Source organism: Protaetiibacter mangrovi, from assembly GCF_024752305.1.
GTDB classification, from domain to species: domain Bacteria; phylum Actinomycetota; class Actinomycetes; order Actinomycetales; family Microbacteriaceae; genus Homoserinibacter; species Homoserinibacter mangrovi.
The window spans coordinates 449,279-464,966 of the sequence record NZ_JANTHX010000005.1 but is presented as its reverse complement, the minus strand read 5'-3'; the positions used below and the strand labels follow the sequence as shown (position 1 = coordinate 464,966).

The following is a 15,688-nucleotide window of genomic DNA, read 5'->3' as shown; positions in this document are numbered from 1 at the left end:
ACACACGTCACTCCCTGCCGGTCAGCCCCCAGGCGTCCTCGTCCGAGTCGCCCTCCTCGACAGGATAGCCGTCGAACTGCGCCTCCACGGCGTCGATCGGGGCCGCCGGGGGCGCCGCTGCGACGGGGGCGGCCGACGGCGCGGGCTCCCCGCGCAGCTGGGCGAGCACGCCCGGCAGCTGCTCGGCCGTGATGAGCACGTCGCGGGCCTTGGAGCCCTCGGACGGGCCGACGATCTCGCGCGACTCGAGCAGGTCCATGAGGCGGCCGGCCTTCGCGAAACCGACGCGCAGCTTGCGCTGCAGCATCGAGGTCGAGCCGAACTGGGTGTTCACGACGAGCGTCGCGGCCTCCAGCAGTAGCTCGAGGTCGTCGCCGATGTCGGCGTCGACCTCGCGCTTCTCGACGACGGCCTGCACATCCTCGCGGTACTCAGGCCGCGCCTGCTCGGTCACGTGCTTCACGACCGCGTGGATCTCGTCCTCCGTGACCCACGCGCCCTGCACGCGGATGGCCTTGGAGGCACCCATCGGGAGGAAGAGCCCGTCGCCCTGGCCGATGAGCTTGTCGGCGCCGGGCTGGTCGAGGATGACGCGGCTGTCGGTCATGCTCGACACCGCGAAGGCGAGACGGCTCGGCACGTTCGCCTTGATGAGGCCCGTCACGACGTCGACCGACGGCCGCTGCGTCGCGAGCACGAGGTGGATCCCCGAGGCGCGTGCGAGCTGGGTGATGCGCACGATCGAGTCCTCGACGTCGCGCGGGGCGACCATCATGAGGTCGGCCAGCTCGTCGACCACCACGAGCAGGTACGGATACGGCTGCAGCACCCGCTCCGATCCGGCCGGCAGCTGGATCTCGTTCGCGAGCACGGCGCGGTTGAAGTCGTCGATGTGACGGAAGCCGAACGACGCGAGGTCGTCGTAGCGCATGTCCATCTCCTTCACGACCCACTGCAGCGCCTCGGCCGCCTTCTTGGGGTTCGTGATGATGGGGGTGATGAGGTGCGGAACGCCCTGGTAGGCGGCGAGCTCGACCCGCTTCGGGTCGACGAGCACCATCCGCACCTCGGCGGGCTTGGCCCGCATCAGCACCGAGGTGATCATCGAGTTGATGAAGCTCGACTTGCCGGACCCGGTGGATCCGGCGACGAGCAGGTGCGGCATCTTCGCGAGGTTCGCCACGACGAAGCCGCCCTCGACGTCCTTGCCGAGGCCGATGGTGAGCGGGTGGTTGCTCTTGGACGCGGGGCCCGAGCGCAGCACGTCGCCGAGCGACACGATCTCGCGGTCGCGGTTCGGGATCTCGACGCCGATCGCGCTCTTGCCCGGGATCGGCGAGAGGATGTTGACCTCGTTCGACGCGACCGCGTACGAGAGGTTGCGGCTGAGCGCCGTGACGCGCTCGACCTTCACCCCGTGGCCGAGCTCGATCTCGTAACGGGTGACCGAGGGGCCGCGCGTGAAGCCGGTGACCTTGGCGTCGACCTGGAACTGGTTCAGCACGTTCGTGATCGCCGCGATCATCTCGTCGTTGACGGCGGTGCGCGCCTTCGGCGGGGTGCCTGCGGCGAGCACGGATGCCGCGGGCAGCCGGTAGGGACGCTGCGCGGCGGGCGCGCGGGTCGCGGCCGGGGCGGGGGCCGGGGCGAACTCGCCCGCGTCCCCGCGTTCGCTCGCGGAGTCGGGGAAGCCGGGCAGCAGCGCGGAGTCGTCGCGGAGCCCGGTGGCGCCCGTGTCGACCTCGCCCGTGAAGCGCTTCACGGCATCCTCGGCGCGCACGAGCTCCTCCAGGAGCTCGACGTCGAAGTCGGCGTCCGACGGCGACGGCAGCGGGTCGACGATCTCGGTCTCGAGCTCCCGCCCGAGCACGGGGGTGTCGAAGGCGGGCGACTCGTCCTTCGGCTTGCTGCGACGCCACCACGGCATCGACTCGGGGTTGTCGGGCTCGAGCCCGAGATCGGACAGGGTGCCGAAGGCGACCGTCTGGGTGTCGCCCTCTCCCTTGCGCGCCTTGGCGGGCCGCTCGGCCGGCTCGGGCAGCTCGGCGCCGAACAGATAGGAGTACAGCTCGCGCAGCCGGTGGCCGACCCGGTTCGGCGGTGTCTTGGTGAGGATGAACAGCGACAGGGCGAGCACGCCGAACGCGAGCAGTGCGGCCAGCCAGGGCGCACCGATCGTCACGAGCGGCCAGGTCACGACCCAGCCGACGACCCCCCCGCCGGCCGCCAGCGCGCCCGCGCCGTCGGACGGGCTCGGCAGGCCGCCGAACACCTGGCAGAGGGCGGACAGGCTCGTCAGCAGCAGCACCAGGCCGACGCCGAGGCGACCGTTGTCGTTCACGCTCGAGGGATGCCGGAACAGCCAGACGGCGAGCACGAGCAGGATCACCGGCAGCGCGAAGGCGACGCGGCCGAGCAGCCCTCCGAATCCGTAGTTGTCGAGGGCGAGCGCGACGTCGCTCGCGGGCGCGAACCACTCCACGACCGCGGTCGCGATCGCCAGCAGGAAGAACAGGAAGGGCACCCCGTCGCGCCGCTCGTGCTTCTCGAGCCCCTCCTTGCCGAACAGGCGCGCGGCGCCGCCCACGACATGGGCCATGCCCATCCAGGCCGCGCCGAGCAGCCCCGGCTTCTCCTGCGCGACGGGGAGCTTCTTGGTGCCCTGCGGGCCGCGGGACGAGGAGCGCGAGGACGACCCGCGCGAGGTGCTGCTCGTGCGGGCGCGCGACGTCGACGACCGGGTGCTCGTGGCCATGCGTTCACGGTATCCGCGGGGGCCGACGCCCCCGGGGAGCGACACCCGACGAACGCTAGAGCCGGATCGCGTCGATCACCTTGACGCGGACCGCGACGAGCGCGGGCAGCAGCCCCGCGAGCGCGCCGACGACCGTCGCCGACCCGAGGCCGATCGCGACCGCCTCCCACGGGAAGGGCGGCGTGTCCTGCGCCCCCTGCAGCAGGTACTCGCGCACGACGTCGAGTCGGCTGAGCAGCACGGCCGCGAGCACGCCGACGCCGCCGGCCACGAACGTCGCCACGACCGACTCCATCATCACCGCGAAGAACACGCGGCCGCCTGTGGCGCCGAAGCTGCGACGGATGCCGATCTCGCGGATGCGGTACCGCACGGTCACGAGCGAGATGGTGAGCAGCCCCAGCGCGCCGAGCAGCAGGATGAGCCCGGCGACGCCGCCCACCATGAGCTTCAGCGGCAGCAGCGGGTCGTAGTCGCCGCCCCACGCCAGGTAGTCCTGACGGCTGACGCTCGCCTCCCATCCCTCTCCGAGCGAGCCGCCGATGTCGGCCTGCACGAGTCCGGTGAGCTGGTCGGCGAGCTCCGGCGGCACCCAGGCCTCGTAGTTCGGCGGACCGTACAGCTGCTGGTCCCCCGGTGCCTGGCGAGCCTCGTAGGCCGTCTCCAGTACATAGAGCGAGGGCCACTCGTCGTAGACCGGCGAGGGCGTGACGCCGACGATCACCGCGGTCGTGCCCGGGTCGCCCGGCAGCTCGAGGGTGGGATGCGAGGCGAGCGCCGGAGCGCCGATGCGGTTCCAGAGGTACTCGTTGACGATGACGGCCGGGGCGAGCCGCAACTCGTCGCGGTCCGTGAACCAGCGCCCCTGGGCGAGCTGCACCCGGTGCATCGTGCCGTAGTCGGCGTCGACGGCGGTGACGCTCGCATCCGTCACCCCGTCGGGCAGCTGGATGCGCCACTGCCCGTAGGAGACGCGGCTCGAGTAGTCGATGCCGTAACGCTCCATCGCCGCCGCGAACGCCTGCCGCATGGTCGCGGCATCCGGTGCATCACCCGTCGTCGGGTTGTACGCGTTGATCGAGAGCAGTGCGGGGCGTCCGCTCTGCCGCTCGAAGGTCTCGGTCTGCGACTGCTGCACCATGCCGCCGAGAGCCGCGACGAGCGTCAGCGCGGCGATCGCGATGCCGACTCCGACAAGGCTCAGCAGCACGCGGGTGCGATGGATGCGCAACTCCGTCCATGCCTCGACGACGGCGCCGACGAATCCGGTGACCAGTCTCACGCGGTCACCCCCGTGGACGCCGTGGCGACGGCGGTGAGCACGCCCTGGTCGAGGCGGTAGTGCCTGCGGGCGAGCGAGGCGACGTTCGGATCGTGCGTGATGGTGATGAGCGCCGCCCCCGACTGCTCGGCGATGTCGTCGAGCAGCGCCATGACCCGGGCCCCCGTCTCGACGTCGAGCGCGCCGGTCGGCTCGTCGGCGAGGATGAGGCGCGGGCCCCGCACGAGCGCGCGGGCGATCGCGACGCGCTGCTGCTCGCCGCCCGAGAGCTGGGTCGGGAACGAGTGCAGCCGGTCGCCGAGGCCGACGCGCTCGAGCATCTCGGCCGCGAGGCGCTCGCGTCGCCAGAAACCGCGGTCGTGGGCGTAGAGCAGCGGCGTGGCGACGTTCTCGAGGGCGGTGCGCCCGGGGAGCAGGTTGAACTGCTGGAAGATGAACCCGATGTCCCGGCCGCGGCGGCGGTCGCGGGCCGCGCCGCGCAGGCGCTCCAGGGGCACGTCGTCGAAGAACAGCCGGCCCGCCGTCGGGGCGTCGAGCAGGCCCAGCAGGTTCAGGAGGGTCGACTTCCCCGATCCGGAGCGGCCGACGATCGAGAGATGATCGCCGACCTCCACCTCGAGGTCGATCGAGCGGAGGATCTCGAGGGTCGTCAGGTCGGGCAGCTGCACGCTGCGCGCGACGCCGTCGAGACGCAGGAGCGCCATCCGCTCAGCCGCCCTTGACCACGAAGCCGCCGTCGACGGCACCCGAACCGTCGTCGGCGGGAGCGCCGGGCACGAACTGCAGCACGAGGTCGCCCTCCGCGAGACCGCCGGTGATCTCCACGCTCGCCCCGTCGTTCATCCCCAGCGTGACGGGCGTCGCGACCGGCTCCCCGTCCGGCCCGACGAGGTACACGGTCCCGGTGCCCGCGGCCCCCTCGACGGCGGTGAGCGGCAAGGTGAGCACGTTCTCGGCGATGCCGCCGGCGATCGTGACCTTCGCCGTGAGCCCCGTGAAGACCTGCACCTCGGCCGGGACCGCGCATCGCACGACGGGACCCGACGAGCCCTGGCCGCCTCCGTCGGATCCGGTGCCGCCGGTGGTCGCCGCGGTGATGGTGAGGCCCGTGCAGGTGAACGGGGCGGGACCGCCCGTGATCGCGACCTCGGCCTCGGTGGGCTGCTGGAGCAGGCGGTACTGCTGCTCGGGGGCGAGCGTCGCGGTGACGCCGAAGGTGCCGGGTGAGACCTGGGCGAGAGAGTCGCCGAGCCCGACCTGCTGCCCGACGAGCAGGTCGAAGCTCGTGAGCGTGCCGGCGATGGGCGCGGTCAGGATCGACCAGCGGTTCGTGCCGTCGTCGTTCACGCCGCGGATCTGCGCCAGCTCCGCCCCGGCGTCGACGTGCTGCCCGACGGCGGCCGACACCTTCCGCACCTCGCCGGAGATCGCGGCGCGCGCCGGCGTCGGCGCGTCGGCCGCGACCGTGCCGTCGAGCACCACGTCGTTGCGAATGGTGCCGACCGTCACCGGAACCTGCGGGTCGAGCACCTGACCGGTGGGCTCGAGCCCGTCCGATCCCTGCGCGGACGCGTCCGGGAAGAACGCGATCTTGACGAGGGCGGCACCGATGACCGCGAAGATGACCATCCAGATGATGGGGAACACCCATCGGCGCGCGATCGACACGCGTCCTCCTGTCCACGTACGGAGGGCCGCGCCTCGCGACGCGACCCCTCCCAGGCAAGCAGCGACGCGGAGCGACCGCATCCCAACGTTCGGTGGCGGTCGAGCGTCGCCCGGTGCTCACGCTAGGCGAGCCGACACGGACGCGACGTCATCCTCGGGGTGGATTCAGGGTGCGGTCGGGGTCGTCCCCGAGTGGTCACGCCTCGATGACGACCGGGATGATCATCGGGCGGCGGCGGTGCTGCGTGTTCACCCAGCGACCGACCGTGCGACGGACGGCCTGGCTGTAGCCGTGCTGGTCGGTGACGCCGTTGCGCGCGGCCTCGGCGAGCGCGGCGACGATCTGCGGCCGCACATCGTCGAACACCGACTCGTCCTCCGCGAAACCGCGGGCCTGGATCTCGGGTCCGACGATCGCGCGACCCGTCTGGCGGTCGACGGCGACGAAGATCGAGATGAAGCCCTCCTCCGCGAGGATGCGGCGGTCCTTGAGGTCGGCATCCGTGATCTCGCCGACGGTCGAGCCGTCGACGTAGACGTAGCCGACGTCGAGCTGCCCGACGACCCGGGCGAGGCCGTCCGCCAGGTCGATCACGACGCCGTTCTCGCCGACGATCGTGCGCTCGCGCGGCACGCCGGTCTCCACCGCGAGATCGGCGGACGCCGTCAGCATGCGGTACTCGCCGTGCACCGGGAACACGTTCCTCGGTCGCACGATGTTGTAGCAGTAGAGCAGCTCCCCCGCGGCCGCGTGACCCGAGACGTGCACGCGCGCGTTGCCCTTGTGCACGACGTTGGCGCCGAGCTTCGTCAGGCCGTTGATGACGCGGTAGACGGCGTTCTCGTTGCCGGGGATCAGGCTCGACGCCAGGATCACGGTGTCGCCCTGGCCCACCTCGATGCGGTGGTCGTTGTTGGCCATGCGGGCGAGCACCGCCATCGGCTCGCCCTGCGATCCGGTGCTCATGAACACGACGCGGTCGTCCGGCAGCTCGAGGGCGGTCTTGAGGTCGACGAGCACGCCCTCGGGCACCTGCAGGTAGCCGAGGTCGGCGGCGATGCCCATGTTGCGCACCATCGAGCGCCCGACGAGGGCGACGACGCGACCGTTCGCCACCGCCGCGTCGAGCACCTGCTGCACGCGGTGCACGTGGCTCGAGAAGCTCGCCACCACGACGCGCTTGGGCGCCTTCGCGATGACCCGCTCGATGACGGGTCCGATCTCGCGCTCGAGCGCCGTGAAGCCCGGCACGTCGGCGTTCGTCGAGTCGGGCAGGAACAGGTCGACGCCCTCCTCCCCGAGGCGCGCGAAGGCGCGCAGGTCGGTGATGCGCCCATCCAGCGGCAGCTGGTCCATCTTGAAGTCGCCCGTGTGCAGCACGAGACCGGCGGCGGTGCGCACGACGACGGCCAGCGCATCCGGGATGGAGTGGTTGACGGCGACGAACTCGAGCGTGAACGGGCCGAGGTCCGCCCGGCCGCCCTCGGCGACCACGTTCGTCACGGGCGCGATGCGGTGCTCCCGGAGCTTCGCCTCGACGAGCGCGAGCGTGAGCTTCGAGCCGTAGAGCGGGATGTCGCCGCGCAGCTTCAGCAGGTACGGCACCGCCCCGATGTGGTCCTCGTGCCCGTGCGTGAGCACGACCGCCACGACGTCGTCGAGGCGCGCGCGGATCGGATCGAAGTCCGGCAGGATCAGGTCGACGCCGGGGTGGTTCTCCTCGGGGAACAGCACCCCGCAGTCGACGATCAGCAGCTTGCCGTCGATCTCGTAGGCCGTCATGTTGCGGCCGATCTCTCCGACCCCGCCGAGGGGGATGACGCGCAGGGTGCCGGAGGCGAGCTCCGGCGGCGCGACGACGTCGATGGCCATGCGGCCTCCTTAGGTAGTGCTCAACGCGTGGTGCCGGCGACCTTCGGCAGCGCGCCACCGGCGGCTGCGTTGCGGTCGGGGCGGAAGTTGCTGAAGTCGACGCCGTCGATGTGCTTCACGAGGGCGATCTCGTCTTCGATGAGGGCGGCCTCCGACTCCTCGGGACCGACGAGCGGCAGGCGCACGCGCGGGCTCGAGATGCGGCCGAGGCCGTGCAGGATGTACTTGGTCGCGACCGTGCCGGGCACGTGCGTCATGGTGGCGCGCACGAGCGGCTCGAGCGCGCGGTGCGCCTCGGTCGCGGTGCGCAGGTCGTTGCCGTTCACGGCGTCGACCATCGTGCGGTACGGCGCCGGGGCGATGTTCGCGGTGACGCCGATGAGGCCGGTGCCGCCGATCGCGAGGGTCGGCAGCGCGTTCGCATCGTCGCCCGCGAAGTACAGCAGGTCGGTCTGGTTCATCACCCGGCTGACCTCCGAGAGGTCGCCCTTGGCGTCCTTCACGGCGCGGATGTTGGGGTGCTTCGAGGCGCGCAGGATCGTCTCGTACTTGATCGGCACCCCGGTGCGGCCCGGGATGTCGTAGAGGATCACCGGCAGGTCGGTGGCGTCGGCCACCATCCGGAAGTGGGTGAGGATGCCCGCCTGGGTGGGTTTGTTGTAGTACGGGGTGACGATCATGATGCCGTCGGCGCCCGCCTTCTCGCTCTTCTTGTAGAGCTCGATGGCGTGCGCGGTCTCGTTAGAGCCGCCGCCCGTGATGACCTTCGCGCGGCCGGCCGCGACATCCTTCGCGACCTCGACGAGGCGCACCTTCTCGGGGTCGGTGAGCGTGGAGGTCTCGCCGGTCGTGCCGGTGACCACGATGCCGTCGGCGCCGTGGGTGACGAGGTGCTCGATGTGCTTCTCGACGTCGGACCAGTCCACCTCGCCGTCGGCCGTGAACGGGGTCACGAGCGCGACGAGCACCTGTCCGAAGGGGTTCTCTGACGTCGACACGGTCTACAGGCTAGCGGGTGGGCCGCCGCCGCTTCACGGGCCGCCGGTCGACGGCCCTAGGGTGAGCACCAGCATCCGGAAAGGCAGAACCATGGACACCACTCCCCGCCTGCTGCAGGCAGGCCCCTTCCGCTTCGGATTCATCGCCGCGACGGGGGTGCTGCTCGCCCTGGCGCTCGGCTTCGCCGTGGCCTCGCTCGCGCAGGCGCTGACGCTGATCTTCCTCGCGTTGTTCATCTCCCTCGGCCTCAAGCCCATCGTGTGGCGACTCGAGCGGATGGGGGTGTCGAAGGTGGTAGCGCTGCTCATCGTGCTCGCCGGGTTCCTGCTGTTCGTGGCCCTGCTCGTGTGGCTGATCATGCCGGTGGTCGTCGACGAGCTCGGCAAGCTCATCGCGTACCTGCCGGAGGGGCTCGATCAGATCGAGGAGCAGGACTGGTTCGTCTCGCTCAATGACTCGCTCGGCGGTGCGCTCGCCGGCTTCGTGACGCTGCTGCAGGAGACGCTCGCCGACCCGAACTTCTGGGTGACCGTCGGCGGCGGTGCGCTGCGCGTCGGCATCGGGGTCGTCAACGGGGTTTTCTCGGTGATCTTCGTGGTCGCGCTGACGCTCTACTTCGTGATCGGACACGAGCAGATGAAGGACGCGCTCGTACGGTTGGTGCCTGCCAGCAAGCGCGTCGGGTTCCGCGACATCGCCGAGCAGATCATCACCTCCGTCGGCAAGTACCTCAACGGCATGGTGATCCTCGCGATCATGAACGCGCTCTTCACCTTCATCGTGCTGACCTCGGTGGGGGTGCGCTACGCCGGACTCCTGGCCGCCATCGCCCTGCCGATCACCTTCATCCCGTTGGTGGGTTCGGTGATCTCGGCGATCATCGCCACCACGGTCGCGTTCTTCACCTCGCCGACGGCCGGGCTCGTGACCCTCATCCTGCTGCTCGTCTACATGCAGGTCGAGGCTTACGTGTTCACGCCGCGCATCGTCGGCAAGGCGATCGAGATCCCCGGATCGCTCGTGCTCATCGGGGCGCTCATCGGCGGCACGCTGCTCGGGCTGCTGGGTGCGCTCGTCGCGTGCCCGGTGTCGGCGTCGCTCGTACTGATCGTGAAGAAGGTCGTGATGCCGATCCAGGACGCGAAGTAGCGGCCCGGGGGCGCGCGGCGCGACGCGGTGCCGCTTCGGTTCGGTGCGGTGCGGCGCGGTGCTCCCGGTCCGGTCCCTCCCGAATCAAGGAGTCCAGCAACCCATCTCAAGGAGTCGGCGTGGCCTGTGGGGCTGAAGTCGGCCGAAGTGGGCATCCGCAATCCGAGTTCCTTGATTCGGGTTGCTCGACTCCTTGATTCGGGATGCGGACGGTGCGCGCCGACCGGCGGGAGGATCGCAGGGTCAGGCGGCGTCGCCGCGCGCGATCGCCAGCCGCAGGATCGCCTCGACCGACTCCCACCCGAACATCACCTGCCGGTAGGTGAAGCGGATCACGCGGTAACCACGAGCCATCAGTCGCGCGTCGCGCGCGTAGTCGCGCTGGACGTCATGGAACTCCCGGCTGTCGATCTCGACGACGAGCCGATCGCCGAGCAGCGCGTCGACCCGGTCCGGTCCGATCTGCACCTGCTGGCGGATCCGCACCCCGAGCCTCCGGCCGCGGAACACGAACGTCGATTCGCCGATGCTCGCCGACTTCGCATCCGCGACGCGCAGCGCGATGGCGGAGCTCGCCGGCAGCCCCGCCACGATCCGCGGGACATCCGACAGGCGGAGCTCGCCGGCCGCGAGCGCGGATTCGAGCGCGACGAACGCCGCCTCGGTTCCGCGGCATCCGGCGAGCTCGCGGATCGCATCCGCCAGCGAGGCGCGGAGACGGGTGCCGCCGGTGCCGGAGTCGGTCCAGTGCACGACGGCGTCGGACGGGTCACGCCGCCGGTAGTCATGCGGATCACGCAGCTGGCAGGCGTTCGCGGCGACCGCGACGTGGATCTCCGCCGCGTGCTCGCGCACCCAGAGCCCGGCGTGCTCGACGGCGGTGATGCAGGTCGCGCGTCCGCCGACGCGAGCGCAGTCGGCGAGAGCCGCAGGTGTCTCCGGCAGGATGTACCAGCCTTGCCGGATACGACGGATCTCGCCCGCTCGGACCGCTGTCCGGAGTCGCTCGCGCCCGAAGCCCCGCCGGTGCAACTCGAACGTCGCAGCCAGGCCGCCCAGCTCGACGATGACCTGCTGCAGTCGGCTCATGCCGGGATCGTGCGCCGTCGCAGCGGGTCCCGTCGGCCGATCCGGATGAATCGGGGAGACGCGGCGGCATCTGGAGCCTGGGAGGAGCGGGTCGGTGATCCGTCGACTCCCGAATCAAGGAGTCGAGCAACCCATCTCGAGGAGGCGAGTCTCCGTATCCGTCTCATGGACCTCACCGGTCACACAAGCCACGCCGGATCCTTGATTCGGGTTGCTCGGCTCCTTGATTCGGGAGACCCGAGTGTGAGGAGACCCGAGTGGGGGACGGCCCACGGGTGCGAGGGCGAGCAGCTACGGAGCGACCCGACCGTTCGCCTGGAAGGCGGCGTGCGTGAGCGGCATGAGCTCGGCCCAGAAGGCCTCCATCTGCTCGGCGACCATCTCGATCTCGCGCTGCGGGAACGAGGGGAAGTGCGACTCGGGGTGCTTCGTGCGCAGCGAGAGGAAGTTCATGAGCGAGCGGGAGTTCATCGTGACGTACATCGACGAGTAGGTCGACACGGGCAGCACCCCGCGCGCCACCTCGCGTGCGATGCCCGCGGCGAGCATCCGCTGGTAGGCCTCGTAGGCGTACGTCGCCGCCGCCTTCGACTCCTCGACGGCGAGCGCGGTCTGCTCGGCACTGCCCTCGACGAACTCGTAGGCACCCGGCTTGCCGATCTGCACGAGACGACGCTCGCGGCCCGGCACGTAGAACACCGGACGCAGCTCGCGGTAGCGGCCCGACTCCTCGTTGTAGGAGGCGATGCGGTGCCGCATGAACTCGCGGAACACGAAGATCGGCGCCTGCACGTAGAAGGTCATCGAGTTGTGCTCGAACGGGGAACCGTGCCGGTCGCGCATCAAGTAGTTGATGAGCCCGCGGTCGCGGTCGGTCGCCTCGGCCCCGGATGCGGCGGCGTCGAGGGTCTTCTCGCCCTGCGTCGACACGCGCGCCGCGAACAGCACGTCGGAGTCGTGGGCGCTCGCCCGCACGAGCTCGACCGTCATGTCGGAACGGAACTGGATGGGGGTCGCGTCGCTCGTCGTCTCCGGCACGGCCCTCACGATATCCGGGCCCGCCGACCCGCGCAGACCGGCACGCCGCTCCCCGCCGCGTCGCACGGTGTCACGCATGGTCACGCATCGTCATCCGGTGTCATAGTCGGCCATCCGCGGGTTCGCGGTGGCTACCGTATCGCCCATGGATCCGCTCCTCGCCCTGGCCCTCGTGGCCGCGCTCGTCGCCGTCGCGACGATCGTCGGTCTCGTGTGGCGCGGCACGCAGGGGCGGGTGCGCCGCACCACCGGATCCGCGAGGCTCGACGGGGTCGTGCTGGCGTCGGGCGCCACCTTCGTGCAGTTCTCGAGCGAGTTCTGCGCGCCCTGCCGCGCGACCGCCCGTGTGCTCGACGAGCTCGTCGGATCGCGTGACGGCCTCGGCCACGTCGAGCTCGACGTCGCCGAGCGGCCGGAGCTGGCGGCGCGCTTCGGCATCCTGCAGACCCCGACCACGCTCGTGGTCGACGGCCGCGGCACCGTCCGCGCGCGGATCGGCGGCGCCGTGCGGCGCGAGCTGCTCACCGCCGAACTGGACCGGGTGCTCGGCGCCCCCGTCGCCGCCTAGGAGCGCCCGATGTCCCGTCCCGCCCAGATCGACCCGCGCGGCGCCCGCTTCACCGCATCCGTCACGGCGGTGCTGCTGCTCGTGACGGTCGCCCTCGGACTCGTCGGCGGCGTCGCGTCGAGCCTCACCGCCCGCGCCGTGCAGCCGGCGTTCGTGCTGCTCGCCCTGCTCGCGGCGGTGTTCGTGTGGAGCTCGGCAGCGGGGGTCGCACGCAACCCCTGGTCGCTGCTGTTCCGCCGGCTGATCCGCCCCCGGCTCGCACCGCCCGCGGAGCTCGAAGACGCGGCGCCCCCGACCTTCGCGCAGGGCGTCGGCGCGTTCGTGACGCTCGTCGGGGTCGCCCTGCACCTCGCGGGCGTGCCCTACGGGCTCGTCGCGGCGGCATCCGCGGCCTTCGTCGCCGCGTTCCTGAACGGGGTCTTCGGATACTGCCTCGGCTGCCAGCTCTACCTGCTGCTCGTGCGGGCCGGCCTCGTGCGGAAGGCTGCGGCGGTCTAGGGCTCCGACCTAGAGTGGATGCGACGGGGCGCCGCCGCCCCGCGGACGGAGGAGACCCCCATGGCAGTCACGAGCGAAGCGACCACCCTCTGGTTCGGCGACCTGATGAGCGGGTCGGGCACGACCTCGCTCGACTCGAGCGACGCCGCCGAGTTCCCCGTCAGCTGGGCCGCGCGCTCGGAGGGGGTGCAGGGTCTCACGAACCCCGAGGAGCTGCTGGGCGCCGCCCACTCGGCCTGCTACTCGATGGCGTTCTCGAACGCCCTCGCCCAGGCCGGTCACACGCCCGAGAGCCTGCAGGTGACCGCGGCCGTCACGTTCCAGCCCGGGGAGGGCATCACCGGCAGCCACCTGCTCGTGAGCGCCAAGGTCCCCGGCATCTCGGAGGACGACTTCGAGCGGCTCGCCGAGGACGCCAAGGCGAACTGCCCGGTGTCGAAGGCGCTCGCCGGCATCCCGATCACGCTCGAGGCCAGCCTGGCCTGAGCCGCCTCAGCGCGCCGCGCGCTCGAGGCGGATCGCCTCACGGGTGGCCCAGCGCGCGCGTCGGCGGTCGCCCGCCGCGTCGTAGGCGAGGGCGAGGCGGAACCACGCCGCCCAGTCATCCGGAGCCGATTCGACGGCCGCCTGATAACGAGGGAACACGGCATCGACGGCCGAGCGGTCGACGCGCCCGCTCGCCGTCACCGCAAGCTGCTCGTCGGGCAGGCCCCCCTCGCGCTCGAGGCGGGCCGCCAGGCGCTCGGCGCGGATGCCGAACACGATCTCGAGTGCGATGAAGGCCGCGCCGATCACCGCCAGCACGAGCAGTCCGACGCCGATGGCGATCGCGATCGCCGACCCGGTTCCGAACAGGACCGTGGCGTAGAAACCGGCGAAGACCAGGTAGAGCCCCAGCAGCACCGCCATCACGACGGCGCCGATCCGCGTCGTCATGCCCGACCGTCGAGTCCGAGCAGCGAGTCGAGCCCGACGACGAGCCCGCGCGCCTGCGGGAGCGCCCGCAGGGCGAGCAGGATGCCCGCCTCGTACGACGCGTCCGACACCGTCTGGTGGCCGATGCGCAGGGTCTCGCCGACGCCGCCGAAGATCACCTGCTGCTCGGCGAGCACCCCGTCCATCCGCAGGCTGTGCACCGGAACGCTCGCGACCTGCTGCCCCCGGGCGCGCTGATCGGCGTGCGGTGCGGCGACCGGCCCCTGCTCGGCGCGCGCCTGCCCGATGAGCTCGGCGGTGCGGATGGCGGTGCCGGACGGCGAGTCGGACTTGCCCGCGTGATGTCCTTCGATGATCTCGATCGAGTCGAAGTACGGTGCGGCGATCGTCGCGAGGCGCGTCGCGACGACCGAGCCGAGCGAGAAGTTCGGGATGACGATGACGCCCAGCTGCGGGTCGTCGCCGAGCCGGGACCGCAGCTTCGAGAGCCGCTCGGCCGTCCACCCGGACGTGCCCACGAGCACCGGGATGCCCCGGGCGACCGCCGCGTCGACGATGCCGGGCGAGACGGCCGGCAGCGTCACGTCGAGCACCAGGTCGGCGCCCTCGACACCGTCGATCGGGTCGCGCGAGCCGAGCAGGGCGTGCACCGTGAAGTCGCCGCTCGCCTCGATGAGCCGCGTCGCGAGGGCTCCCATCCTGCCCGTCGCGCCGACGACGGCCACCGAATACGCCATGCCGCCAGCCTATCTAGGCTGACGGTGTGGACCCCGTCTTCCGTGCCGCCCCCGTCACCGACCCCGATGCGCACGAACTGCTCGCCGAGTACTTCACCGAGCGCACCCTCGGCTTCGACCCGACCGCGGGCGGCTACCGCACGGTGTTCCCCGTTCCCGCCACGTTCGAACCGCCCGCGGGGGTGTTCCTGGTGATCGAGGACGACGACGGCTCCCCCGTCGGCTGCGGCGGCATCCGGATGCTGGAACCGCACCGCGCCGAGGTGAAGCACCTCTACCTGCGCGACGCCGCCCGCGGTCGCGGCTGGGGTCGCGCGCTGCTCGCCGAGCTGGAGCGGCGCGCCGTCGCCTTCGGCGCCACGGAGGCCGTGCTCGACACCAACGCGAACCTCACCGCCGCCGGGTCGCTCTACCGCACGAGCGGCTACGTCGAGATCCCGCCGTACAACGACAACCCGAACGCGACGACGTGGTTCCGGAAGGAGCTCAGCGCGCGCTGAGCTCCGCCTCGACGGGGGCCCAACCCGCGTCGAGCACCCGGAAGCCGGCCTCGATGACGGCGCGGGTGTTCCGGGTACCGGTGGCGAGCAGCTGGATCTGGAGCACGAAGCGCGCGTAGGCGCGGATCTCCTCGGACGGGGTGTCGAGGTGGAACTCGACGGCGATGGCATCGGCGAGCGCATCCTCGTGGCGCAGCCACATCCGGGCCGCGTAGTCGCGGAGGGCGGGTGTGCGGTCGATGAGGTCCATGAAGAGCTGCAGGTTCTCGCCGTCGTGGTCGTGCTCGACCTCGAGCAGGGCCTGCAGGTAGTAGGCGCGGAGAGCCGCGGAGATCGTCGTGCCCCGGGGACGGTCGCGCACCGCGGAGACGAGCTGCTCGCGCTGCTCGTCGTCCTCGTCGAAGATGATCGCCTCCTTCTGCGCGAAATGCGCGAAGACGGTCGTCGGCGACACGTCGGCCGCCTCCGCGATCTCGCGGATGCTCACCTCGTCGAAGCCGCGCTCGATGAACATGAGGGTCGCGGCGTCGGAGATCGCCTTGCGCGTCGCGGCCTTCTTGCGCTCCCGGCGCCCCATCGGTTCGGTGCCCATGCGC

16 protein-coding genes are annotated in these 15,688 nt (G+C 71.3%); 5 read left to right on the top strand and 11 right to left on the bottom strand.

The window, feature by feature from the left end; genetic code table 11:
- Window positions 1–7: 7 nt before the first annotated feature.
- The 6 genes from NUH29_RS07090 to dapA form a co-directional block, all read right to left on the bottom strand.
- The gene (locus NUH29_RS07090; RefSeq protein ID WP_258798333.1) at window positions 8–2,755 is read right to left on the bottom strand and encodes a DNA translocase FtsK; all 2,748 of its coding nucleotides are present in this window, start codon (window positions 2,753–2,755) and stop codon (window positions 8–10) included.
- A 55-nt stretch (window positions 2,756–2,810) separates the two neighbouring features.
- Entirely contained in the window at window positions 2,811–4,037 is a 1,227-nt protein-coding gene (locus tag NUH29_RS07085; protein WP_258798332.1) for an ABC transporter permease, read from the bottom strand.
- Complete coding sequence (locus NUH29_RS07080; RefSeq protein WP_258798331.1) at window positions 4,034–4,741, bottom strand: ABC transporter ATP-binding protein; 708 nt, start codon at window positions 4,739–4,741, stop codon at window positions 4,034–4,036. The genes NUH29_RS07085 and NUH29_RS07080 overlap by 4 nt, the downstream gene beginning before the upstream one ends.
- 4 nt (window positions 4,742–4,745) lie before the next feature.
- Window positions 4,746–5,705, bottom strand: coding sequence for an efflux RND transporter periplasmic adaptor subunit (locus tag NUH29_RS07075; protein WP_258798330.1), 960 nt, complete (start codon window positions 5,703–5,705; stop codon window positions 4,746–4,748).
- A 196-nt stretch (window positions 5,706–5,901) separates the two neighbouring features.
- Window positions 5,902–7,578 (bottom strand): ribonuclease J, encoded by a 1,677-nt coding sequence (locus NUH29_RS07070; protein ID WP_258798329.1) that lies wholly within the window; start codon window positions 7,576–7,578, stop codon window positions 5,902–5,904.
- Between the two features lie 20 nt (window positions 7,579–7,598).
- Window positions 7,599–8,576, bottom strand: coding sequence for a 4-hydroxy-tetrahydrodipicolinate synthase (gene dapA / locus NUH29_RS07065; protein ID WP_258798328.1), 978 nt, complete (start codon window positions 8,574–8,576; stop codon window positions 7,599–7,601).
- Window positions 8,577–8,667: 91 nt separating this feature from the next.
- Between dapA and NUH29_RS07060 the strand changes: the two genes are divergently transcribed.
- Window positions 8,668–9,726, top strand: a complete 1,059-nt coding sequence (locus NUH29_RS07060; RefSeq protein ID WP_258798326.1) for an AI-2E family transporter — start codon at window positions 8,668–8,670, stop codon at window positions 9,724–9,726.
- A 243-nt stretch (window positions 9,727–9,969) separates the two neighbouring features.
- Here NUH29_RS07060 and NUH29_RS07055 read toward each other — a convergent pair whose 3' ends face one another.
- Both NUH29_RS07055 and thyX read right to left on the bottom strand, forming a co-directional pair.
- On the bottom strand, window positions 9,970–10,815 hold the full coding sequence (locus NUH29_RS07055; RefSeq protein WP_258798325.1) for an endonuclease domain-containing protein: 846 nt from the start codon (window positions 10,813–10,815) through the stop codon (window positions 9,970–9,972).
- Window positions 10,816–11,106: 291 nt separating this feature from the next.
- On the bottom strand, window positions 11,107–11,805 hold the full coding sequence (gene thyX, locus NUH29_RS07050) for an FAD-dependent thymidylate synthase (protein WP_258798435.1): 699 nt from the start codon (window positions 11,803–11,805) through the stop codon (window positions 11,107–11,109).
- A 193-nt stretch (window positions 11,806–11,998) separates the two neighbouring features.
- Here thyX and NUH29_RS07045 point away from each other — a divergent pair, with 193 nt between their 5' ends.
- The 3 genes from NUH29_RS07045 to NUH29_RS07035 are packed head-to-tail and all read left to right on the top strand — an operon-like array spanning window position 11,999 to window position 13,405.
- Entirely contained in the window at window positions 11,999–12,421 is a 423-nt protein-coding gene (locus tag NUH29_RS07045; RefSeq protein ID WP_258798324.1) for a thioredoxin family protein, read from the top strand.
- Between the two features lie 9 nt (window positions 12,422–12,430).
- The gene (locus NUH29_RS07040) at window positions 12,431–12,919 is read left to right on the top strand and encodes a DUF4395 domain-containing protein (RefSeq protein ID WP_258798323.1); all 489 of its coding nucleotides are present in this window, start codon (window positions 12,431–12,433) and stop codon (window positions 12,917–12,919) included.
- A gap of 60 nt (window positions 12,920–12,979) precedes the next feature.
- Entirely contained in the window at window positions 12,980–13,405 is a 426-nt protein-coding gene (locus NUH29_RS07035; protein WP_258798322.1) for an OsmC family protein, read from the top strand.
- Between the two features lie 6 nt (window positions 13,406–13,411).
- Here the strand turns inward: NUH29_RS07035 and NUH29_RS07030 are convergent, their stop codons facing one another.
- Entirely contained in the window at window positions 13,412–13,855 is a 444-nt protein-coding gene (locus NUH29_RS07030; RefSeq protein ID WP_258798321.1) for a tetratricopeptide repeat protein, read from the bottom strand.
- On the bottom strand, window positions 13,852–14,592 hold the full coding sequence (gene dapB / locus NUH29_RS07025) for a 4-hydroxy-tetrahydrodipicolinate reductase (RefSeq protein ID WP_258798320.1): 741 nt from the start codon (window positions 14,590–14,592) through the stop codon (window positions 13,852–13,854). The genes NUH29_RS07030 and dapB overlap by 4 nt, the downstream gene beginning before the upstream one ends.
- Before the next feature lie 26 nt (window positions 14,593–14,618).
- On the opposite strand from dapB, the gene NUH29_RS07020 reads away from it, so the two are divergent.
- Window positions 14,619–15,092, top strand: a complete 474-nt coding sequence (locus NUH29_RS07020; protein ID WP_258798319.1) for a GNAT family N-acetyltransferase — start codon at window positions 14,619–14,621, stop codon at window positions 15,090–15,092.
- Here NUH29_RS07020 and NUH29_RS07015 read toward each other — a convergent pair.
- Window positions 15,079–15,684 (bottom strand): TetR/AcrR family transcriptional regulator, encoded by a 606-nt coding sequence (locus NUH29_RS07015; protein ID WP_258798318.1) that lies wholly within the window; start codon window positions 15,682–15,684, stop codon window positions 15,079–15,081. The two genes, NUH29_RS07020 and NUH29_RS07015, sit on opposite strands and share 14 nt — an antisense overlap.
- Between the last annotated feature and the right edge of the window lie 4 nt (window positions 15,685–15,688).